Annotated in this window: 22 protein-coding genes; 7 read left to right on the top strand and 15 right to left on the bottom strand. The window is 35.0% G+C overall.

The window, feature by feature from the left end; translation table 11 throughout:
• Positions 1 to 23 precede the first annotated feature (23 nt).
• Positions 24 to 821, bottom strand: coding sequence for a YfkD famly protein (locus MHH42_RS02395; protein ID WP_002093842.1), 798 nt, complete (start codon positions 819 to 821; stop codon positions 24 to 26).
• 81 nt (positions 822 to 902) lie between these two features.
• Positions 903 to 1,958, bottom strand: coding sequence for a calcium/proton exchanger (gene cax / locus MHH42_RS02390; RefSeq protein ID WP_002093843.1), 1,056 nt, complete (start codon positions 1,956 to 1,958; stop codon positions 903 to 905).
• A 179-nt stretch (positions 1,959 to 2,137) separates the two neighbouring features.
• Between cax and MHH42_RS02385 the strand changes: the two genes are divergently transcribed.
• The 3 genes from MHH42_RS02385 (at position 2,138) to MHH42_RS02375 (ending at position 3,390) form a co-directional block, all read left to right on the top strand.
• A complete protein-coding gene (locus MHH42_RS02385) occupies positions 2,138 to 2,554 on the top strand; it encodes a pyridoxamine 5'-phosphate oxidase family protein (protein ID WP_000550219.1) in 417 nt (138 codons plus the stop codon).
• Positions 2,555 to 2,708: 154 nt separating this feature from the next.
• Positions 2,709 to 2,855: a BH0509 family protein gene (locus MHH42_RS02380; RefSeq protein WP_000817786.1), complete on the top strand. Its 147-nt coding sequence runs from the start codon at positions 2,709 to 2,711 to the stop codon at positions 2,853 to 2,855.
• A gap of 106 nt (positions 2,856 to 2,961) precedes the next feature.
• Complete coding sequence (locus MHH42_RS02375; RefSeq protein ID WP_000100302.1) at positions 2,962 to 3,390, top strand: EamA family transporter; 429 nt, start codon at positions 2,962 to 2,964, stop codon at positions 3,388 to 3,390.
• Between the two features lie 11 nt (positions 3,391 to 3,401).
• On the opposite strand, the gene MHH42_RS02370 is transcribed toward MHH42_RS02375, so the two are convergent.
• On the bottom strand, positions 3,402 to 3,995 hold the full coding sequence (locus MHH42_RS02370; RefSeq protein ID WP_000434869.1) for a DedA family protein: 594 nt from the start codon (positions 3,993 to 3,995) through the stop codon (positions 3,402 to 3,404).
• A gap of 401 nt (positions 3,996 to 4,396) precedes the next feature.
• On the opposite strand from MHH42_RS02370, the gene MHH42_RS02365 reads away from it, so the two are divergent.
• Complete coding sequence (locus MHH42_RS02365) at positions 4,397 to 7,159, top strand: tetratricopeptide repeat protein (RefSeq protein ID WP_000151398.1); 2,763 nt, start codon at positions 4,397 to 4,399, stop codon at positions 7,157 to 7,159.
• Positions 7,160 to 7,201: 42 nt separating this feature from the next.
• Here the strand turns inward: MHH42_RS02365 and lepB are convergent, their stop codons facing one another.
• The 3 genes from lepB to MHH42_RS02350 all read right to left on the bottom strand — a co-directional run bounded on the left by lepB (position 7,202) and on the right by MHH42_RS02350 (position 9,770).
• Positions 7,202 to 7,738 carry a signal peptidase I gene (lepB, locus tag MHH42_RS02360; RefSeq protein ID WP_000983289.1) on the bottom strand — a complete coding sequence of 179 codons (537 nt, stop codon included), beginning with the start codon at positions 7,736 to 7,738 and terminating at the stop codon, positions 7,202 to 7,204.
• Positions 7,739 to 8,015: 277 nt separating this feature from the next.
• Positions 8,016 to 8,696 (bottom strand): lysoplasmalogenase, encoded by a 681-nt coding sequence (locus MHH42_RS02355; RefSeq protein WP_001102002.1) that lies wholly within the window; start codon positions 8,694 to 8,696, stop codon positions 8,016 to 8,018.
• 123 nt (positions 8,697 to 8,819) lie between these two features.
• Positions 8,820 to 9,770, bottom strand: a complete 951-nt coding sequence (locus tag MHH42_RS02350) for a DMT family transporter (RefSeq protein WP_000845698.1) — start codon at positions 9,768 to 9,770, stop codon at positions 8,820 to 8,822.
• Positions 9,771 to 10,041: 271 nt separating this feature from the next.
• Here MHH42_RS02350 and MHH42_RS02345 point away from each other — a divergent pair, with 271 nt between their 5' ends.
• The gene (locus MHH42_RS02345) at positions 10,042 to 11,967 is read left to right on the top strand and encodes a heavy metal translocating P-type ATPase (RefSeq protein WP_001083762.1); all 1,926 of its coding nucleotides are present in this window, start codon (positions 10,042 to 10,044) and stop codon (positions 11,965 to 11,967) included.
• Positions 11,968 to 12,155: 188 nt separating this feature from the next.
• Here the strand turns inward: MHH42_RS02345 and MHH42_RS02340 are convergent, their stop codons facing one another.
• Genes MHH42_RS02340 through MHH42_RS02330 form a run of 3 tightly spaced genes read right to left on the bottom strand, consistent with a single transcriptional unit; the run spans position 12,156 to position 14,062 of the window.
• The gene (locus MHH42_RS02340) at positions 12,156 to 13,022 is read right to left on the bottom strand and encodes a YihY/virulence factor BrkB family protein (protein ID WP_001226534.1); all 867 of its coding nucleotides are present in this window, start codon (positions 13,020 to 13,022) and stop codon (positions 12,156 to 12,158) included.
• Between the two features lie 6 nt (positions 13,023 to 13,028).
• Positions 13,029 to 13,544 (bottom strand): DUF4075 domain-containing protein, encoded by a 516-nt coding sequence (locus MHH42_RS02335; RefSeq protein WP_001085404.1) that lies wholly within the window; start codon positions 13,542 to 13,544, stop codon positions 13,029 to 13,031.
• A gap of 53 nt (positions 13,545 to 13,597) precedes the next feature.
• The gene (locus MHH42_RS02330; RefSeq protein WP_000250904.1) at positions 13,598 to 14,062 is read right to left on the bottom strand and encodes a low molecular weight protein-tyrosine-phosphatase; all 465 of its coding nucleotides are present in this window, start codon (positions 14,060 to 14,062) and stop codon (positions 13,598 to 13,600) included.
• A 175-nt stretch (positions 14,063 to 14,237) separates the two neighbouring features.
• Between MHH42_RS02330 and MHH42_RS02325 the strand changes: the two genes are divergently transcribed.
• Complete coding sequence (locus MHH42_RS02325) at positions 14,238 to 14,462, top strand: DUF1128 domain-containing protein (RefSeq protein ID WP_000366197.1); 225 nt, start codon at positions 14,238 to 14,240, stop codon at positions 14,460 to 14,462.
• A 192-nt stretch (positions 14,463 to 14,654) separates the two neighbouring features.
• Entirely contained in the window at positions 14,655 to 17,321 is a 2,667-nt protein-coding gene (locus MHH42_RS02320) for a cation-translocating P-type ATPase (RefSeq protein WP_000049586.1), read from the top strand.
• Between the two features lie 175 nt (positions 17,322 to 17,496).
• On the opposite strand, the gene MHH42_RS02315 is transcribed toward MHH42_RS02320, so the two are convergent.
• From MHH42_RS02315 to MHH42_RS02290, 6 genes are all read right to left on the bottom strand, one after another.
• Positions 17,497 to 18,579: a toxic anion resistance protein gene (locus MHH42_RS02315; RefSeq protein WP_001064417.1), complete on the bottom strand. Its 1,083-nt coding sequence runs from the start codon at positions 18,577 to 18,579 to the stop codon at positions 17,497 to 17,499.
• Between the two features lie 18 nt (positions 18,580 to 18,597).
• Entirely contained in the window at positions 18,598 to 20,229 is a 1,632-nt protein-coding gene (locus MHH42_RS02310; protein ID WP_000492834.1) for a YceG family protein, read from the bottom strand.
• Positions 20,230 to 20,338: 109 nt separating this feature from the next.
• Positions 20,339 to 21,130, bottom strand: coding sequence for a TerC family protein (locus MHH42_RS02305; RefSeq protein ID WP_000025680.1), 792 nt, complete (start codon positions 21,128 to 21,130; stop codon positions 20,339 to 20,341).
• A gap of 73 nt (positions 21,131 to 21,203) precedes the next feature.
• Positions 21,204 to 21,782 (bottom strand): TerD family protein, encoded by a 579-nt coding sequence (locus tag MHH42_RS02300; RefSeq protein WP_000236645.1) that lies wholly within the window; start codon positions 21,780 to 21,782, stop codon positions 21,204 to 21,206.
• Positions 21,783 to 21,862: 80 nt separating this feature from the next.
• Positions 21,863 to 22,447, bottom strand: coding sequence for a TerD family protein (locus MHH42_RS02295; RefSeq protein ID WP_000146728.1), 585 nt, complete (start codon positions 22,445 to 22,447; stop codon positions 21,863 to 21,865).
• 23 nt (positions 22,448 to 22,470) lie between these two features.
• Positions 22,471 to 23,067 carry a TerD family protein gene (locus MHH42_RS02290; protein ID WP_001121599.1) on the bottom strand — a complete coding sequence of 199 codons (597 nt, stop codon included), beginning with the start codon at positions 23,065 to 23,067 and terminating at the stop codon, positions 22,471 to 22,473.
• Positions 23,068 to 23,113: the final 46 nt, after the last annotated feature.

Below are 23,113 nucleotides of genomic sequence, written 5' to 3'. Positions count from 1 at the left end.
ATATGGGCTGACGTTTTCTTATTTCATTGCGCATGCGACGAGGAAATAAATTTAAAAAACAAATGATCATGAATTGGAATAGCTGCTCCAATTCCTTGAGAGGTAACATTTTTTACAACAAGTCTTTTTTGATTTCCTTTTAAAACAAGGTACACTTCTCCAAACGTTACTTTTCCTTTTTCATTTACTGCTGGCGTATAAGCATATAAATATCCAAGTTGACTCGGACTAATATTATACACACGCTCATGTCCTGTACCATAACCAATGGTCGTTTTAAATGAAAGTGGCAACTGTACTTTTTCAAGCGCTTTTAGCAGCATCATTTTTTTCACATCTGTAGCATCTTTCATATCTGCTGTTAAATCGCCTTCAATCGTCTTTTGAGTTTCTTGCTTATAACGAAGTGGATATAAGCGATCTCCTCCTCGATTATCGTACACATTACGATTCACTTGTTTATATTCCCAATTAATCGATGTATCTACCGATTCATAATTTAAAGCCCATTGACCTAAATAAATTTTCGCGCGGTACCCTACTGCAAGCGGTGCATTTGAAATTGTCGTTTCATTAAACATCCGAATTAAGTCCGGATTTTCAATTTTAATATTTGCTGTTTTCAATAGTTCTTGAGCAAATTTACTAGGCTGCAAGCGCGGCAAATCTTGCGCATCGTTTGGAAACGTATTGTCTTTTGAAATATTTAAAACAGATGAAGGCATTTTTGTTTCTACCGTTGTCTTTGCAAAACTACTGTTAGGAAATAATAAAATAAACGAGACCATGGCTGAAAGACATATGCTGTATACTCGTTTCACCTGTCTGGCTCCTTCCTACATAAAGGTATATATACTACTTTGTTTATTGTTTTCTCTGAGCACAATTGTTATGCCTATTTTTCATAATAAATAAAAACCAATTCCCATAATGACGTACGCAGCTAATAAAGTGCCTCCTTCAAACCAGTTTGTATCCCCATCATTGGAGATTGCAATCGTTAAGAAAACAGCTGTAATCATGGACACAAGTTCTGGTATTGTAAACACTAAAGGCATCCTTTGTACAAAAAACATAGAAAGCAATACTAATACAGGAGCAACAAACATCGCAATTTGTAATGTAGAACCTACTGCAATTTCAACTGCAATATTTACTTTATTTTTATAAGCCATAATAATTGCAGATGCATGTTCCGCTGCATTTCCAACAATTGCAACGATAATAACCCCTATAAATAACTCTGACCAGCCAAATGACTTCGCAACCGTCTCAAATGTATGCACGAGAGCCTCCGACACATAAGCTACTGCAATCGTCGCTATCGCTAAAATAAGGAGTGCTTTACCTTTCGACCACTCTGGCTCTTCTTCATGCGCTACTTCGTCACTTTTATGTTGATATACACCACGGTGCGTAACTAACTTAAATAGCAATGCAGCAAGGTACATAATAATCATAATAATAGATACGCCAATACTTAATTGATACGTCTTTCCCGCATCCATCTTCATTGAAAAAATTTCTGGAATAACAAAGGCTACGACAACAGCAAAAATTAATAAAGCTGAATTATGTCTTGCGTCGTAAACATTAAAGCTTTGTCTTTTATATTTTAATCCACCTATAAAAAAGGACAGCCCTCCTACTAATAGTAAATTTCCAAGTACAGAACCCGTTAACGAAGCTAACACAACTTCAATTAATCCTGCCTGAAGTGCGAAAATTGAAATGATAAGTTCAACGGCATTACCGAAAGTTGCATTTAATAATCCACCTATTCGAGGTCCAGAGACAATTGCCAAACTTTCTGTTGCTCTCCCCATAAACCCCGCTAATGCGATAATTGTAATGCAATATACAGCAAACATAATCGTTTGAGGCCAATGCATTGTTTTTCCGAGTACAGAAAGTGGTACACCTATAAGCGCTACTATAAGAAATATTTTATTAAACATGCTTTCCATCCTTCCATCGTATGTATTTCTCCTCATCATTAATATTATTCTTCTCCTAACTTGTCCGATTTCATCACAATTACGTTTAAAAAATCAGATTGAAGAAAACAGTATGAAAGATATTTAATTTATCTTGTTTAAACGGAGAAAATTATAAATTATGAAAAGAGGTTAAAAGTATGCACTTAAAAGAAAAAATTGCAACGATTATTCAAGGACAAAGAACAGGTGTGTTATCTACTGTACGTAATGAGAAGCCACACAGCGCTTTTATGATGTTTTTCCATGAAGATTTTGTACTATACGTTGCAACAGATCGACAATCAAAAAAGATAACAGATATCGAAAACAATCCAAATGTACATGTACTGCTTGGACGAGAAGGAAAAAAATTAGATGAAGATTATATAGAAGTTGAAGGCTTAGCTTCAATCGAGGAAGACTCAACATTAAAAAACAAGTTTTGGAATAATAGCTTAAAACGCTGGTTACTTGGTCCTGAAGACCCTAATTACGTATTAATAAAAATCAATCCTGACACAATTTATTACATCGATGGTGCAGGTACCACGGAGCCCGAGTTTTTACGACTATAAAATAAAACAAGCCCCCCTTAGGTGGGCTTGTTTTGTCGAAAAGTTCTTCTGAAAAAAACAATAAAATAGGTGGAACTTTCTAAAGATTCTGTTATATAATAGCAGTAACTTAAATAAACTGTATTAAAACAGACTGAGAGGAGAAATAAAATTGATGAAAAGAGAAGAACGTAAAAACATGATTGAGTTTATTGAAAAGAAAAAAGGAATTGAGCGTGACGAATTATTGTTTATGACAGACGATGAAGTAGAACATATTTATAATGTAACGTACTTTTTATATGAGGAAATTGCAGAGTAGTATAATAATCCCCACCTTATTAAAAATATAAGGTGGGGATTATTTCGTTATTAATACATGAGAATGATTTTCATGTATAATAATGTAAGATTGGAGGAATTTTACTATGAGCTCATGGCTATTATTCGCATTATTATCAGCAATTGCTGCTGCCCTTGTATCTATTTTTGGAAAGATTGGTTTAGATGGAATCGATGCTAATGTTGCTACGACTGTTCGTTCTATTATTATGGCACTATTTATGATAGGCGTTATTATTATACAAGGTAAATTTCAAAATATCGGCGACGTACTGCTAAATAAAAAAGCACTGCTATTTATCACATTAAGTGGGGTTGCAGGTGCTTCGTCATGGCTATTTTATTTTCTTGCCTTAAAAACAGGAAAGGTCTCTCAAGTAGCCCCTATCGATAAATTAAGTGTAGTGTTTTCTATTATTCTTGCGATGATTATACTCGGTGAAAAGTTAAACTTTATGACTGGTATCGGTGTAGTCTTTATTACAGCTGGTGTACTATTTATTGCTTTCAGCTAAAAAAACCGCTATTAGCGGTTTTTCTTTTTCTTTATGTAAAACCATACAATGCATGTAACAACTGCTGAAATGATTAAAATCCATATTCCATAATGATGTAAACTATACTCGACAAATCGCCACTTCTCTCCTAACTTCCAGCCAAGTCCGATAAAAACACTTATCCAAATGAGCGCACCACCGTAAGCGTACAAGCAAAAACGCCAAAGTGTTAAATTCGAAACCCCAGCAAAATATGCTGTTAAATGACGTACTCCTGGTATAAAGTAACCAATCATTAAAAGAAATGGACCGTATTTTTCAAATAAAACATGTGTTTTTTCAATGTGATGTTCTTTAATTCTAACTTTCGGCCCATATTTTTTTAAAACAGGCAGACCGAGTTTTAAACCTAATATGTAACTTAATGTAATACCTAACATCGCACCCGCCATCCCACTTGAAAAAGCAGCAGTTCCTGACATAACGCCTTTTGAAACATTATAACCAACAAAGGTCAATAAAAACTCGTCTGGTATCGGTAATCCGACAATCCCACCAGCCAATGCTATAATAATTCCAAAATACCCATAATGCGCGATTAACTCGCCAATATGTTGTTCCATTCGGAAGACACATCCTATGCACGATCGTTATTCCACATTTTGCCCGTTCTCTCTTTAAGACAAACATGGTATACATATTCACTATACATTGTTTTTATAATGAACTCTACTTCTACCCATTCTTTTAACAGCGATCAAGTGAAACTTTAATCAGTGGGTATTTTGTCTATCTCCACTGATTATTAGCCCACACCAATCAGGATTAAAAAATAAAAATTCATATGCTTGTTTTTTTGTTACAATAAAGGAAAGCTACTTTTCGCAACGGTTTAACTCTCAAGAAAAATGATACATCTAGCAAAAACATAGTTTGGTCTATATAATACAACTTCTATCTATTAAAAAACATGTACCCTTTTACATACAACATCATTTTTCTAAATTATACAGGGGGAACGAACATGACCATTGAAAATCAATTTATCCAAAAAGTTTACTATAAAACATTTTTAACAGAAGAAATTTCTACTCCAGTATCGGAAGTACTCGGTGAAGCATACATAAATGAATCTAAAAATGAATTCTCCAACATTTCTAATATTCGCTTTGCTCAAGGTGAATTTTATTATCAAAATAAAGATTTTGAAGCAGCCATATTTAAGTGGGAGAAAGTAAATAACGACCTTGAACTTTGGGCAACCAAAAATATTGCTGATGCCTATTTTGAACTCGGATTCTTACCAAAAGCAGAAGAAATTTATCAATCTATTCAAACTGAAGGTACAACTCTTACGATGGAAGTTTCCTTGCAACTTCTTTCTCTTTATATCGAGCAAGATCGTTTAGGATTAGCTTTTAAGACGATTAGTGAAGCTGTGGCATTTCAACCAGACTATCCGAATATTACTGCAATCGCACGTTCTTTCTATGAAAAACAAGAAGATTGGAACAACGCTATCGAACTTGCAGTTCAAGAGGGAATTCGAACAAAGTCATTACATTGGTTCGATACTTTAATCCATTACGTAAACCAAGGATTTACTAAACAAATCAAACCAGAATATTTCTATGATTCTTTAAAAGCTTTATATGCAATTGACCAAGTCCAATTTAAAGAGTTTGTTATTGCCCTTTGGAACAGCTATCAAAATGAACCATTATACCTTTCTTGGATCCAAAGCATGAATCATTTATTTTTACATATTGAAACAGATAACAATGACAATTGGAATGAAATTTCTATCCGCTACCAAGAAACATACTTTGCATTAATTACTGGCGATCATTTTATGCATGAATTAAACGGTCTTGTTCCTGATTTATTAACAAATTGGTTTAGTTTAACAAAAGCAAAGGATTCCTTACTTGTTTCTGCCGCCGTATTAGCATGGAATGAAGTTGCACCTACAACTTTAGAATCATTACTCGTAAAAAGTGCTGGAGCCTTACTTTCTAATTCATCAGCTGAAACAAATGTAGATATGGAAACCGTTTCTCATCTATTCGAAACAATTGCTGAATGGGCCGAGAAAAATGATGTAGATTTAAGTCATCAATTTACGCTACTCGTCCATGAACTATGTGATTTACATGTTAATAAACTACTAATAGCTGGAACAAGTGACCATGATAAAGCGTCATTCGTTAATTCAATATTAGGAGAGAACATCTTAACTGAGACTTTAACAGCTCCTATTCTATTTAAAGACGATAGTCAAACTGCAATAACGGAATTCAATGATCTAGATGTAAAAAACATCTCGAACTTTGATGAAGTCCATCAAATAATGGATACATCTTCCCAGTCAGAACTTGAGAAAAAATGTATAGAAATTAAGTTACCAAGTAGATTTTTAAGAAAAAATAAGTTTGCATTTCTTGTTACACCATCTGTTCAAGGACAATTGGATAAAAACAGCTCATACTTTGAATACTTACAGGCAGCAGAGAGCCTTATTTACATATTAAATTCTGCCTCACCATTACATGGCGAAGAACTTGATACATTACTTTATTTACGTGAACAAGTGCCAAACTTACAAATTCATTTCGTATTACACACAAATAATACGACTACCAATGAAAATCTAATTAGTAAACTTACAGTCCATTTCCCAAATGCAAAATTCTTCCCGTACTCTCCTTCCCAAGAGAGTAGCCAGCAACTTGGGGATGTAACAGAGTCCATTCTCTCTAATCTTGCAGAACGTGACATAGAGAAAGAACGTATAGAAAAGCTAATATGGTTTACTCAAAAGACAATCGCTTACCTTGTAAATGAACGTGTAGAATTAGAACATACATTAGTGAAATCAGTACGCTGGAATAAACATATATCTGTAAAACTTAATGGATTTATTAACAATCTTACCGCTCTTGAAAAAGACAAAATCCGTTCTATTACAGAATCTTATCTTTTAACGAAAGAAGAAATTACACAAGATATACATTCTCAAATTCCTGAATTATTACAGAGCTGTTCTGACCTTGTTCAAGAAGATAGTGATTTCAAATTAGTTCATGAAGAATTAAATGCTGCGATGAACGAACGAATTGACAAACATGTACAACAAGTGCTTCTTCCTAAATTTACTGGGTCTATTCAAGACTGGATTGAAACAGCACATAATGAATTTATTCAAGCTCAAGCTTATTTAGATGAAATGAGTGAAACGTTCAATAAATTATATAAAGAAGAACGTATGAAACTTCCTTGCGATTTCAAATTACTAGATGATTGGCATCGAGATGTCGTACGAATGACAAATAGAATTACAGTAACGAACATCAACATTTTATTACGCTTCACACCGACACAATTTTTCTTAAAGAGTGCCGGAAAATTATTTGGTAATATGCAAAAAAACCAATCTATGCTCGCAAACAAATATAAACAATATATTGAAACGGAAGACTATACAGAAATTGCCCAAACAATTTCAAAACAATTCTTCCTTCAATTTGAAGTATTTGAAGGTGCACTAGAGCGTGATATCATGATGTTCTTTAAAGATCCACTTAGCGTATTGAAACAAAATGTAGAAGCCGCTCAACTTGAAATACAAGAAGACGAACAAACATTAGCAACGCTAAGAAGCAACCCAGAAACTTATCATGATCCTTTAGCATTATTTAAACTACAACTATTGCAACACAAATTTGTTATAAGTACTAACCAAAACAATGAAGACGTCTTTGTATCTAACGAGTCTCCTACTGTTTAACATAAAAAACCAAGCAAACTGAAATTTGCTTGGTTTTTTACTTTAATTTATTATTTTCACATGTTCAAATGGATAATAAATTGCCGCTAACTTTCCTAATACATCTGCTCTATCAATAAGTCCTAAACCATTTCTACTATCCCTACTGATTAAGCGATTATCTCCCATAACAAAAATCTTATTTTTAGGGATTGTAATAGGTCCAAAGTCCTCTGTTAAATTCATCAGTTTTTTTTCAGCTTGTTTTTTATTACTATGCAAATACTCCTCATTTTTCACCTCATGATTCACATATAATTGGTCATTTCTCATCTCAATTACATCACCCGGTAACCCAATCACTCTTTTCACATAAAAATTATCCGTCTTCACAACAATAATGTCTTCTCTACCATAACTTTCAAATTGCTTTGCCAACTTATTAACAATTATCTTATCCCCATCTTGTAACGTTGGCCTCATAGATGCTCCTTTTACAGTTGTAGGGAAAAACAAAAAGATTTTTGCCAAAAACGCTAATAAACATGCACTTGCAATTATTCCAAAGAACTCACGCAAACGTTTTTTCTTTTGCATCATTCCACCATCTCATTGTCTTTTTATTTATATTATAAATACTTCAGATAGTTGTTTTCCATAAAATTCTAAATTATATAATTATAATATTACAAATTTTAAAACGCTATTCCTTACAAGTTTATTATTTTGATATATCATATTTTATATTTATTAAGCAGAAATTTTCCTATGAATTTTACACTTAACAAATACTAAAACTAATTAAACAAATATATTAGAATATCAAAGAAAAAGATACTCTCAAAATAGTCTATCTACTATTTTTGAGAGCATCTTTTTATAGTCCTACATATACAATACACATCTGAGCAGCGACATATGTAAACCAAATCCAAAGTGGTTCATACTTCAGCTTGCGGCCACCAATATCTGTCACACCAATAATAAAATCAGAAATCACAAACAGCAAACCACCAAGCGCTGGTATCCACCATATTCCTGTATTCTCATAGTATAAGGCGAATGCAAAGCAAGCCATTCCCCCAACCCACAAGCCGTAAATTAGGGCTCCTATCGTAAACAGTTTGTCCTGTTTTTCATTTCGAATAAAAAAGAACCACCCTATAATTAGAAAGAGTCCGTATACGAGTAAACCAATCCAAAAACCATTCCATGAAATACCTGTTTGCAAAAATGCTTTTACATAAAAACAATGGGCAAGAGCAAAAGTAACCATCCCTCCAATTAATCGATGGCCAAAGGGAATCAAACCTGCCATAAATAAATCTCCTAAAGTCGATAAAGTCATTCCTAATGCAACCCAGCTGCTATACTCTATCGATGGATCTTGTAGCCATATCCAAATCGCACTACCTGTTAAAGAAAAACTAAGAATAAGACGAACTGCTAAAGGTAACGGCATATTTTCTCTTGTTCTTTTTGTCTGTCCTATTGCATAAATTGCTCCTGTTAAAAAAATAATTATTTGTCCGATTAACACAATGTAAAGTACATTCATAATATGTTCTCCTCAATAAATGCTTTAATGTATCTTTTTTCGTTATATATAGTCTGTTCTCCTTTTTCTACATAAAAAAAGAAGAACAATACTGTTCTTCCATTTTAATCGCTTTTTTGTTCTCTACGCTACTTGTTTTTTTTGCTCCATTTTCTGCTTAGCCGGGGTACGATTTACGACAATGATTCCCGCTGCTACACATGCTAGACCGAATAATACAAATGAATGAATTGCTTCTCCTAAAATCATGCTCGATAATAACACACCAAAGACAGGTATGAAGAACATATACATCGAGACTTTTCCTACTTTGTTATACTTCATAATTGTATTCCATATACAAAATCCCGCTGCCGATAAGAACGATAAATATATGAGCATAAGTATCGTATATAGGTTAAAAGTAAATGGCATCGCTCCAACTTGTAATGCACCTATACATAGTAACCCAACTGATCCAAAAATCATTTGGTATGCTGTCATATACCCAATATCTAACGTTTTACTACCCTCTTTTGCTAATATATTTCCATACGAATACATCATCGCTGCCCCAAGAAGTAATAAGCTACCTATTCCAAAATGGAATGATAAACTTCCATCACTCGGTACATTCACTAAAATGACACCACAAAATCCGATTGATACGCCCATTATTTTTCTCATATTGAGAGCATCATCTTTATATAAAAAGTGTGCGAGTAAAATTTGAAAGAATGATGATGTTCCTGAAATAATCGCTCCTTCAATTCCTGAGCTATAACTCATTCCAATATAAAAACATATATATTGAAGAAAAGTTTGGAACAAACCAATTTGAACTAACTGCTTCCCTGTTCCTTTTTTGAACTGCATATCTTTTCCTAGCGCTTTAAAAAATAATAAGAGCATTATACCAGATAAGAAAAAGCGATAACCAGCAAATAATATTTGTTCTCCGACTTCTTGTGGCCGAATCCCAAGTTCAGCATAGCTTAATTTAATAAAGGGAAATGCGCTTCCCCATAAAAAGGTTGCTACTATCGCAGCAATAAATACACCAATCGGATGAGTAAAAAATTTCTCTGTCTTCACTTGTTGTCTTCCTTTCCGATCTTTTTATGAACAATATTCATATATACCAAAGGAACTGTAAAAACACAAGTTTTCGGTTTATACTTGAAACAAAAACATATCATCTCTCAAAAACATATGCTATACTATAGAATAATTACAACATAATAACTATTAAAATCAGATTTAACAGAAATGCTGCTATCCGTTACGGATGGCAGCTTTCGTCGTTTTATAGGGGTTTCGATTTTGATTCTTTTTCTCAATAAGAATTTGAAAGGGGCGAGTAATAATGAACTCGGAAGTAAAAACATTACCATCAAAACAGAACGTACCTAATCCATCTTGGATTCAAACACTAAAAAAGCACTATGAACTTATATTTGCAATCTTATCTGGTATTTTCATTTTAGCTGGCTGGTTATTCACAAAAAATGAGGCGATAAGTGTAGGTATTACTTTCTATATCCTCGCTTATGTAATTGGAGGATTTGCAAAAGCGAAAGAAGGCATTGCAGACACAATTGAAGAGAAAGAGCTAAATGTTGAAATGCTCATGCTCTTTGCTGCTATCGGTGCTGCCATGATTGGCTATTGGGCAGAGGGTGCTATTTTAATCTTCATCTTTGCGCTAAGTGGTGCAATGGAATCTTATACGTTAAGTAAAAGTCAAAAAGAAATTTCAGCACTTCTTGATTTACAGCCTGAAGAAGCATTACGTATTTCAAATGGAACCGAGGAACGTGTTCCTGTTGGAGAATTACAAATTAACGACATTATTTTAATTAAACCCGGTGAACGTGTTCCTGCTGATGGCACAATTCATAATGGTGAAACAAATATTGATGAAGCTGCTATTACAGGAGAACCTATTCCGAATGAGAAAAAATTCGGCGATGAAGTGTTTGCTGGAACTGTGAATTTACGTGGTGCTATTGAAATTACAATTACAAAGCCGAGCGATCAAACATTATTCCAAAAGATTATTCGTCTCGTTCAAAGTGCACAAAGTGAAAAATCACCATCACAACTATTCATCGAAAAATTTGAAGGAACATACGTAAAAGGTGTACTACTCGTTGTTGCGCTTATGATGTTCGTTCCTCACTTCTTACTGGATTGGAGTTGGAATGAAACATTTTATCGCGCTATGATTTTACTTGTAGTCGCTTCTCCTTGTGCACTAGTTGCAGCTATTACACCCGCAACTTTATCTGCAATTTCTAACGGAGCGAGAAACGGTATTCTCTTTAAAGGCGGCATTCATTTAGAACGTCTAGCTTCAGTAAAGGCGATTGCCTTTGATAAAACAGGAACATTAACACAAGGAAGACCTACTGTAACAGATGTATATGTTCGAGAAGGTATAGCAGAAAGTGAAGTACTTTCTATTACAGCATCAATTGAAAGTCACTCTACACATCCTTTAGCTGAATCCATTGTTAAATATGCAAAACATGCTTATGATATTTCGATAAAAAAACCCGAAAACGTTGAAGATGTAACTGGTTTTGGATTAAAAGGAACATTAGAAAATAAAGCTTATAAAATTGGTAAAGCTGATTTTATCGGGGAAGAAACAAAGACATTTCATAATGGTATTTCTACCTCCCTTGAAAAAGAAGGGAAAACTGTCGTTTATATAAGTGATGAAGATGGTATCCTTGGACTTATCGCTTTAAAAGATACACTCCGCCAAGAAACCATTGCTGCTATTCGCGATTTACAAAGCATTGGTGTGGAAGCAATCATGATTACTGGCGATAATGAAGAAACCGCAAAAGCCATTGCTGCTGAAAGCAATATAAAAGAATATTATGCATCCTGTTTACCAGAAACAAAAGTTGAAACGATTAAAAAGTTAAAAGAAAAATACGGTACAGTAGCAATGGTCGGAGATGGTATAAATGATGCACCCGCGCTCGCTACTGCTAGCATTGGTGTTGCAATGGGTGAAGGAACAGACGTAGCTTTAGAAACTGCAGACGTTGTACTTATGAAGAACGAATTGTCTCGACTTTCCCAAGCCATCCGTTTATCAAAACGAATGAACCGTATTGTAAAGCAAAATGTAGTATTTTCTCTAGCTGTAATTGCACTGCTAATCTGTTCAAACTTCTTGCAATTTTTAGCTCTTCCATTTGGTGTTATTGGGCATGAGGGAAGTACAATTCTTGTCATTTTAAACGGGTTACGATTATTAAAAGGAAACAAATAAAAGCGGGTCCCTCATAGAGGACCCGCTTTTTTTAATGGTAGCTATTATGCCCGTTCGCACTACTACTTGTTTTATGCTTCGGATGCGAACTGCTCTTTTGTTTATTGTTGTTTTTATTATTGTGGTTCTTTTTATTATTACTCATGAAATATCCCCCCTGTTCCTTTTTATTATGGAACAAGAGCTCATTATTCATTACGGGAATTATTGTCACCCGTTCTATAGTGATGGAGTAGACCATTAATTTCACCGCCAAGTAAAATTACCCATCCAGTTAAGTAAAACCATAACATTAAAATAATAATTCCACCGAGACCACCATATGTATTGGCGTAATTCGCAAACTTATCTACATAATAAGCAAATGAGTACGATACCACAATCCACCCTACAGTAGCAAATATTGCTCCTGAAATGACTTCTCTTCTTTTTAACTTTCGATCTGGTGCAAATGTATATAAAAAACTAAACAAGGCAAATAGTACGAAGAAACTCGCTACTAATCGTGTAATACTCCATACGTAAGAAAAACTATCCGATAAACCAATTGCTTTAAATACCGCTGCCCCAATCACTTGTCCGAACACTGGGACAATTAGAGCAAACACAATCATAAAAATGATGGCTAATGTAAACACAATTGATAAAGCTCTTGTTTTAATAAAGGAACGTGTTTCGGTTACATCATACGCACGGTTAAAAGCATTCATAACCGCATTTACTCCATTTGAAGCAAACCATAGCATCGACAGTAAACCAAATGATAATAAACCACCATTTTGCTCATTTACAACTTTATCTACGTTTACTTCAATTAAGTACATTGCATCTTCAGGTACGTACGGTTCTAATAAATTGAGCACACTTTCTGTTTGAAGGTCAATAAATCCAAGAAGCGTAATTAAGAAAACAAGCCCAGGAAAAATAGCAAGTAAGAAGAAATAAGCGAGCTGTGCTGCCAAGCCCGCTACATCATCACGCATCGTCCGATCGTATAAATCTTTACCGAACGAATAAGTGCGATTTCTTCTTACCTTTTCTAAAATTTTTCTCATATATGTTTAAACGCTTTTCTTCTCTTCTTTATCTTGCTTTAACTCAATGTACGCTTCAGTTTTTTTTTCCTCTGCATGTGAGTCTTTCATAAATAATTCACGTGCTTCTTTCATACCACCATCTTCAGCAACTACTGGCTCTTCTTCTGCTTTAAGCTCATCTACCTTTGGAGATACAGCTTGAATTTCAATCGTTTCTGGCTTTTCTTCTCGCTCAATTTTTTTCTTACTAAAAATTTCTTTCGTTTCTTTTAACGTCTCTACAACTGACGGCGTCAATTTTTTAATTTCTGCTACTTTCGCTTTCACTACATTGAAATCAGCAAGTTCGCGTCCTTTATCTGTAACAGTTTGCACTTTTTCTTTAATCTTTGCATTTTCACCAATTTCAATCATCTTTGTTTTTGCTTTTTCAGCAGTGTTTTTTACCTTTTCACGGTTTTCTTTCTTTAACATGGATACAGCTACACCTGCCGCTACACCAAGCGCAATGTTTCGAGCAATATTATTTTTCTTTGCCATATTCCTTCACCCTTTCATTTCTTATGTTAGAAAGTATTTCTTTCTAAGCTTCCTCATATTCCTTGTTCATTTCGAATGAAAGCTAATAGCTTTGCACACCCTTCTGTTACAAGGTCATACACTTCTTGAAAGTTCCCTGTATAGTAAGGGTCAGGAACGTCTGTCCAGCCACCGTCTGGAACAAAGTCGGACAGCCTACCAATATAGCCTCCAGTTTTACCTAAACTTTTTAAATCTGCTATATTCTTGTTGTCCATGGCAATAATATAATCAAACTTTGTTAAGTCTTCTTTTTCTACTTGCCTTGCTTTAATTCCTTCAAAAACGACTTCATTTTCTTTTAAAATTTTTTGTGTTCCTTTATGTGGCGGATGACCAATGTGCCAATCTCCAGTTCCTGCAGAATCAATGACAATTTTCTCTTCAAGTCCCTCTTTTACGACAAGATCTCGAAAAATCGCTTCTGCCATTGGAGAACGGCAAATGTTCCCAAGACAAACAAATAATACTTGAACCATATTTTTGTTTCTTCCTTTCTTGGTGCATTTCTTAATATATACTTATAGTATAAACAACCAATTATTAAATATAAAGGAAATCCCTACTAATTTAATAGGATTGAAAAGATTCATTAACGAAAATGATAAAAAAATGTTAAGATAGCCTTATGTTATTTTAAAGGGGGACACTTCGGTGGATTTATCCGTAAAGTCAGAAGAAAACGTTGAATATATGGTCGAAGCTATTAAAGAAAAATTACGTATGGTTAATGCTGGAGCGATGAGAGCTGCTAGCTTTAACGAAGAAATGTACGAGGACTTACGTGACATCTATGAGCATGTTATGAAACGTGAAACATTCAGCATTAGTGAAATGCAAGCTATTACAGAAGAATTAGGTACATTAATTAAAAAGTAAAAAAGCCTCTCTTATATGAGGCTCTTTTTTATTTCCAACAAATTCATGACAACTCTTCTCTTTTCCTCAACCAACTGTAAAATATTGTACAATAGAAGTAGAAGCTCATCTTAGATTTTTTCTCCGTACATACTACTCACAAATAATAGCAACACTACCATTGCTAACTGTTTTTACTGGAGGTGCTTACTTATGAGCAAATGGTACAGTAAGACGAAAGATCAAATATTAACGGATCTTAAAACAAATGAACAAAGTGGTTTAACCGCTGACGGTGTAAATGAACGCTTAAAACAATTTGGTTCAAATGAATTAACAGTAAAACAAAAACGTACTTTATGGCAGCGGATTTTTTCCCAAATTAATGACGTCCTCGTATATGTTCTTCTTATAGCTGCCCTTATTTCTGCCTTTGTAGGTGAATGGGCAGATGCAAGCATTATCGCGCTCGTTGTCATATTAAATGCAGTTATTGGTGTCATCCAAGAGTCAAAGGCTGAGCAAGCTTTGGAAGCACTAAAAAAAATGGCAACACCTAAAGCTATCGTAAAACGAGACGGCGAACTAAAAGAAATTCCATCTGAACAAGTCGTTCCAGGTGATATCGTCATGCTCGATGCTGGACGTTATATACCATGTGATTTACGACTTATCGAAACAGCAAATTTAAAAGTTGAAGAATCTGCTCTAACTGGTGAGTCCGTCCCTGTTGATAAGGATGCACTTTATCATCCTTCTATGCAAACTGATGAACAAGTGCCACTGGGCGATCAAAAAAACATGGCCTTTATGTCGACGCTAGTAACATACGGACGTGGCGTTGGTGTTGCTGTTGAAACTGGTATGAACTCACAAATTGGTAAGATTGCTACCCTTTTACATGAATCAGATGATGATATGACACCACTTCAAAAAAGCTTAGCACAAGTAGGAAAATATTTAGGCTTTGTCGCTGTAGCCATTTGCGCTATTATGTTTCTCATCGGTTTTTTACAAGGACGCGATACGTTAGAAATGTTTATGACTGCAATTAGTTTAGCTGTAGCGGCTATTCCTGAAGGACTACCAGCTATCGTTTCCATCGTTCTTGCAATTGGCGTGCAGCGTATGATTAAACAAAACGTTATCATTCGTAAACTACCAGCTGTTGAAGCTCTCGGGTCTGTCACAATTATTTGTTCAGATAAAACAGGTACATTAACGCAAAATAAAATGACCGTTACTCACTTTTATAGTGATAACACATACGCTCAGTTAGAAAATTTGAATGTAAATAATGATGTACACCGTCTATTGTTAGAAAATATGGTGTTATGTAATGATGCGTCTTATAGTAGTGAATCCCAAACTGGGGACCCTACTGAAATTGCCCTTCTCGTTGCTGGAAGCACTTTTAACATGCAAAAAGATCATTTAGAAAATAAACATGAACGTGTTAACGAGCTACCTTTTGATTCTGATCGTAAAATGATGTCAACAGTGCATACATACGATGAAAGCTACTATAGTATGACGAAAGGTGCTATTGATAAACTTTTACCTCACTGCACCCATATCTTTATAAATGACAAAGTTGAGGTCTTCACAAATTCTGATAAAAATCAAATATTAGAAGCTGCCGGGGCAATGTCTCAAGAAGCTTTAAGAGTACTTTCATTCGCATTTAAACAATATAATGCGAACGATGTGGATATTAATCATCTCGAAGAAAATCTCATCTTTATCGGTCTTGTCGGTATGATTGATCCACCACGCACAGAAGTAAAAGATTCCATTACAGAGTGTAAAAAAGCTGGTATTCGTACAGTTATGATTACTGGTGATCATAAGGATACCGCCTTTACAATTGCCAAAGAACTTGGTATTGCTGAAGAAAAATCTGAAATTATGATTGGAACTGAACTAGATAACATTTCAGATACAGAACTAGCAAACAAAATTAATCACTTACATGTATTCGCTAGGGTCTCTCCAGAACATAAAGTGAAGATTGTAAAAGCATTACGTGCGAAAGGAAATATCGTTTCTATGACTGGTGATGGCGTCAATGATGCTCCATCTTTAAAACAAGCAGATGTTGGCGTAGCAATGGGCATTACAGGGACAGATGTTGCAAAAGGCGCAGCAGATGTCGTTTTAACAGACGATAACTTCTCATCTATCGTTAAAGCCGTTGAAGAAGGCAGAAATATTTACCGTAACATAAAAAAATCGATTCTCTTCCTACTCTCTTGTAACTTCGGAGAAATTATCGCTTTATTTTTAGCTATTTTACTTGGCTGGGCGACACCATTACGCCCAATCCACATTTTGTGGGTTAATTTAATTACCGACACACTTCCTGCATTGTCACTCGGTGTTGATCCTGAAGATTCAGATGTGATGAAAGAAAAACCACGACGTGCGAAAGAAAGTCTATTTAGCGGGAGCGTCCCTTTTCTTATTTTCAATGGTGTTGTAATTGGATTTTTAACGTTAGCTGCCTTTATCGTTGGGGCGAAACTCTATGCTGGAGATACAAACTTATTTCCACTTTTCCCAGAGCAAATTGATGAAGATGCTCTATTACATGCTCAAACGATGGCATTTGTCGTTCTTAGTTTTTCTCAGCTCGTTCATTCATTTAACTTGCGTTCAAGAACGAAATCGATTTTCTCAATTGGGATATTTACAAATAAATACTTAGTCTTCTCACTTCTTATTGGTGTTCTTATGCAAGTATGTATCATCTCCATCCCTCCTCTAGCGAATATATTCGGTGTACATGCATTAACATTACGCGATTGGGGATTTGTTCTCTTGTTAAGTATCATTCCGCTCGTTGTGAATGAAATCATTAAATTAGTTAAGAGAAACTAAAAGGCAATGAGGACTGTTCCTCATTGCCTTTTCTTTATCCCACTATTTTCCCGGTAGTAAAACTCCCACCTCAAAATTCAGCTTGAGGTGGGAGATCAACTGCCCATAAACGCCCAATTGGTGAAGGTTAACAATCAGTGAGGATGAACAAAAACCCACTGATTAAAGTTTCACTTTATCCTTGTAATTCTTTTTTGATGTTTTCTGTTAGTGTAGCCATGCGCTTACGACTTTCTTCACGCTCACGTTTATTTTGCTCTTCAATTTGTTGTGTTTCTTGCATACCTCTTGAAATAATGTTCCAAGTTTCTTCAAGTGTTTCCATCTTAATACTAGAAGAACCTGATAATCTCGCTACTTCCACACTTTGAGTTGCGATATTTTGTGCATTTTTCTTCAGTAACTCATTTGTACGACGATCAAGTTCAGCCATAGAATCTGCAACAAGCTTTTGACGTTTCGCATTTACCGCTTGAATGATACCATTTTTAAAGATAGGAATCGTTGTAATAAATGCTGTATTAATCTTACCTATTAATTTATTGTTACCACGTTGAATCATACGAATTTGTGGTGCTGTAAGTAGAGCAACCATACGTGCCTTTTCTAAATCATCAATACGTTGCTCTAAAATTTCAACAGAGTTTTTAAGTGATTCTAATTCAATACCTGCTAGTTGATCATTATTACGTACGCGCTCTTCATACATCGGGACTAACTCTGTATTTAAACGCTCTAATAACATTTCTCCTGCCACTACGTACTTTTCTAAATCTAAATAATACTTTAAGTTTTGCTCATACAAGCCATCTAACGTACCAATTGATTTTTTCATTTCATCTTGATACTTCGTAATTTCTACGTATACTTTATCCATTTCGCGACCCATTGTCTGATACTTACTAAAGATTTGTTCAATCATTTTATCTGCTTTTTTGAACATACGTGAGAAGAAACCACTTTTCTCTTCCGCAAAATCTTTACTATCAAACCTGTCCATAATTTTACCAAGCTGTTTTAATAATTCACCAGAGTCTTCTATTTTTGATAAAGACATTGTATGTAAAATTTGATCAGCGAAACGTGAAATTTCCATAGACGGTTCTTTTCCAAGCTCGATTAATTCTAACTGATCTTTAATATCTACCGCATTATAAATACGTTGTACTTCCGCATCTTGTCTAAGTTGTAAACGGACATCTTGTGCGGTTTGCTCATTTAATTCTGTTTTTGAATCTAGTACGACTGGGTTATTCATATGGTATTCTCCCTTTCCTTATAAAAATGGACGAAATAGTCCTTTTATTGTTTGTGATAAATTTTTATAGGCTGATGAACCATGAAACTCAAGATCAAAATTAACTTCCTCAAGCCAATGTGAATCAAATGCGCCTGCTTCAATATACGGTTCAATATCGTTTCTCCCCGTTGGATTGAAATGGAATACATCTACTCCAATTTGATTTAAAAATAGTAGTAAAACAGCATCGGAACGAGTTAATTCTCCACTCTTCTCATTATTAAATATAACAATTTTCGGTACATCTTGTGAATAATCAAATTTCTCAAGCTGTTCTAAAATATTCGGTGGTATTTGAGAGAGCTGCGCGAAAACATATAGTGCTACCTCTTGTTTCATCTCTTTCCCAACTGGTTTACACATTTCACTTTCACACGTATGGATGATTGCCTCTGCAATACCATGCTGTAAACCTTCCGGTAAACGCTTATGCGGCCACCAATGGCTATTCATAATTAAATCCGGGTGTAACTTTCCTCCGCGGTCCAATGCATCTCGGTAATGATATTGGAAATTCGCTTTTTGTTCTTTCGTAAACGGGAATGTATTAATTAATAAACTGTTATCGAATGATGTAACTGCCTTTAATCGTTGAAAATATTCTTTATCGTTCTTTGAAACGCCTGATATTTTTGCAAATAAAGAAGGGATATAAATGTGTTTATTTTCAACAAAGAATGTTGGGCGTACAAACGACTTTTCTTTCGTAATTAAAAAGAGTTCATCATATGTCGTTTTTAATGTACGTGCTACAGGTGTATACGAACGGAATTGCCACGGCTTATACAGTAGTGAATTATCATGGTGAAGTACTTGCTCAATTTCCTTTGAAGCTTGGTACGCTACTGTTGCGACGCGTTCGCGACGACGATCGGGAAATGGTTCAAGAGAAATACGGCTTGAATGAGACACAACAAAAGTTCTTCCCGCTTCATCGATATTCTCAAAGCCATCTTTTCCTTCCGGGTGATAATAAAGTACATCACAGCCGAGCATAATAAGAAAGTATAAGAAATATATACGACTTTCCTGTGCATCACCATACCAAATGATACGCGGCATTTGTTTCTTATAATTAATCGTAGAAAACCACTTCGTTACATAATTCTCACTTAACTTAATCATATCGATTAAGAAACGACGGAATCCTTCTGTCTTTAAAGATTGATTATGTTGTTTCTCATACAATTTCAATACAGAAATAAACGTCGTATGTATATAATGTTGCAAATCAGGATTGTCTACTTGCGGTAATAGTTGCTTTCCAGACAAATGGGCTACAAGCCTATTTACTGTAAGTCCATTTGGTGCTTCTTGATGTAACGCAAAAACTTCTTGAATATGACGCAGTTTTTCGGAATCAATCACCTTATTTAAATTTTGTTCATGCAAAACCTCAATCCCTTTTGCTTCACTATAATCAAATAAATCATTGAAATATTCATCTACATCATTAGGAACACCAAGAATACGCGTTGCTATATAACTAAATTTCATTTCATTCTCTGTCAGTTCATATTGTGGGCGTTTTTCTAAAAGCGCTTCAAATTGTTTTAAATCTGATTCTTCTTTTAATGCACATGGTTGAAGTGTAAAACGTGAAAACACAACAGTTCACCTCCAAAAACATTTACGTTTTTATAAAGTCTCTCTTCTATTATAAACTATTTTTAGTTATAAAAAATGGGCGCTCGCATAACGAGCAAACCCATTTCAATTATTTATGATTATTTTTAGTAGCTGCAACTTCTTCTTTAGCCTGTCCAGAATTCTTCATGTAGTGAATTATAAATGTTGCTCCAAATGCTACAAGTAAAATAATAAAGAACAGTGTATGACTAATGTGAATATCAATTAGAGACAATAACATTTTCGCTGCAATAATTAGAATTAAAATATACGCTGTTGTTTCTAATTCTGGAATACGCTCTAACAATTTTAAAAATACGCCAGCAATACCACGCATCATTAAAATACCGAGCATTCCGCCTAATAGTAAAATCCAAACTTCATTTGATACACCAAATGCAGCAAGTACGCTATCTACAGAGAACGCGATATCCATTAATTCAACCATCGCAACCGTTCCCCAGAAGACACCGAACATTCTAAAGAGAATACTATTTTGATTCATACCATGAGCTTCCTCTTCTTCACTTGCACCTTTACGCTTATCAATAAAGTATTTCACTGATAACCAAGCAAGGTAAAGCGCACCAAGAAGTTTTACCCACCATAATTTAATTAAGAACATTCCAATTCCAATCGCAATAAAGCGGAACACATAAGCTCCAATAAGTCCGTAGAATAATGCTTTTTTACGTTTCTCTTCCGGAAGATGTTTTACCATTACCGCTAACACAAGTGCGTTATCAGCAGATAGTAACCCTTCAAGTACAACAAGTGTACCAATTAATCCCCAAGATACTGGATCTTGCAACACTTTAATCCACATATCTAAGTCGAAAAACTGAGCATACGTATTAATGATTTCTTGCAAAATGCTCATCTTACCTTTATCCCCTATTCTTTGCTAGATTTATAGAAAGGTCAAAAAAAGGAAACGAATGTCGTTTCCCTTCTTATGCATCCAAGCCATACGCTCTTACAAGCGCACCTAATCCACCTTGGAAACCGCTTCCTACTGCATTAAACTTCCACTGTCCATTATGACGGTATAATTCACAAAAGACAACTGCTGTTTCAATGGAGAAATCTTCCCCTAAATCAAAACGAAGAACTTCTTCGTTTGTTTCCTCATTCGCTAAACGAACGAATGCGTTTCCGACTTGTCCAAAGTTTTGATTACGGCCTTCACCATCATAAATTGTAACTGTGATTGCAATTTTATGTACATCTGCTGGAACTTTCTTCAAATCGACAACAAGTTGCTCATCATCGCCTTCACCTTCACCTGTACGGTTATCTCCTGTATGCAGAACAGATTCACAAGGAGACTGTAAATTGTTATAGAAAATAAAATCAGTTTCCTTCGTACATTTTCCGTTCGCATCTAATAGAAATGCCGATGCATCTAAATCGAAATCAGATCCACCATCATAAGATTTAATATCCCACCCAAGACCAATTACCGCTTTTGTTAAACCAGGGCTTGTCTTACCTAAATCGATCTTCTGTCCTTTTTGTAACTGAATAACCATTTATATTCACCTCTATATTTTAATCTTTAAAAATATATCCATCAGTAAACATGCGTTTCACCGATGGATATATAAATCTATTACTCTACATCTAAACCAAAGTTATTACATAGAGAACCTAATCCACCTTGGAATCCACTTCCAATTGCATTGAACTTCCATTCACCTGCATGACGGTATAATTCACCCACTACTACCGCTGTTTCAATAGAGAAGTCTTCTCCTAAATCGTAACGAATTAATTCTGCATTTTTCTCTTCATCTAGAATACGTACGAAAGCGTTAGAAACTTGTCCAAAGTTTTGGCTACGGCCTTCTCCATCATAAATTGTAATTGTGAAACAAATACGTTCGATGTGAGCAGGAACATTTTTCAAATCTACTTTAATTGATTCGTCATCGCCTTCACCTTCGCCTGTGCGGTTATCTCCTAAATGCTCTACAGCACCATTCGCACCTTTTGGATTATTGTAGAAGACGAAATCCTCTGCGCCTGAAACTTTACCATTCGCACCTACTAAGAAAATACTAACATCTAAATCGAAATCGTTTTGTCCGTCATAACGATTCGTATCCCAACCAAGTCCTACAAGAACTTTTGAAAGACCTGGATTCGTTTTTGTTAAATCTACCTTTTGTCCCTTTTTCAACGAAATTGATGCCATATACAATTCCTCCTCGGTTTATTTTATTGATAACGTGATACAATCTCACTTAAATTTTTATCTTGTGTTCCTTCTCCAACCGCTGAAAACTTCCACTCACTTCCGTGTCGGTACATTTCTCCTGCAATTAGAGTCGTTTTGCCAGCATAGTTATCTGACAAGTTATAACGTGCTAATTCTTCACCTGTTTGCGGGTTTTGAATACGAATATATGCATTACGAATCATCCCAAAATCTTGACGACGATTTACACAGTCATAAATATTTACAACGAATACTAAACGATTAATACGGCTCGGAACTTTATGTAATTCTACGAAAATTGTTTCGTCGTCACCAGCGCCTTCACCTGTTAAATTATCTCCTGAATGAATAATACTACCACAAGTAGAAAGTTTGTTTCCAAAGTAAACTAAATCATTTTTATTTAAAAAACGCTCTCCTTCTAACATAACAACTGATGCATCACAATCTACATTTGGTTTACTTCCAAATAATGAAGACAGAAACCCACCTGATTGCCCAATTGGATCCCAGCCTAAGCCAACCTGTAGTTTTGCTACTCTCGGTTGTCCTTTCGTTAAATCGATCTTTTGTCCTTTTTCTAAAATAATAGGCATGAAGTTTCTTCCTTTCTACAAAGCATTTTCCTAATCGGAAAATATT

Origin of the sequence: Bacillus sp. FSL L8-0099, from assembly GCF_038006385.1 — a bacterium.
Taxonomy (GTDB): domain Bacteria; phylum Bacillota; class Bacilli; order Bacillales; family Bacillaceae_G; genus Bacillus_A; species Bacillus_A toyonensis.
Note: the sequence above shows the minus strand (reverse complement) of the source record. Positions and strands in the feature narration are given on the sequence as shown.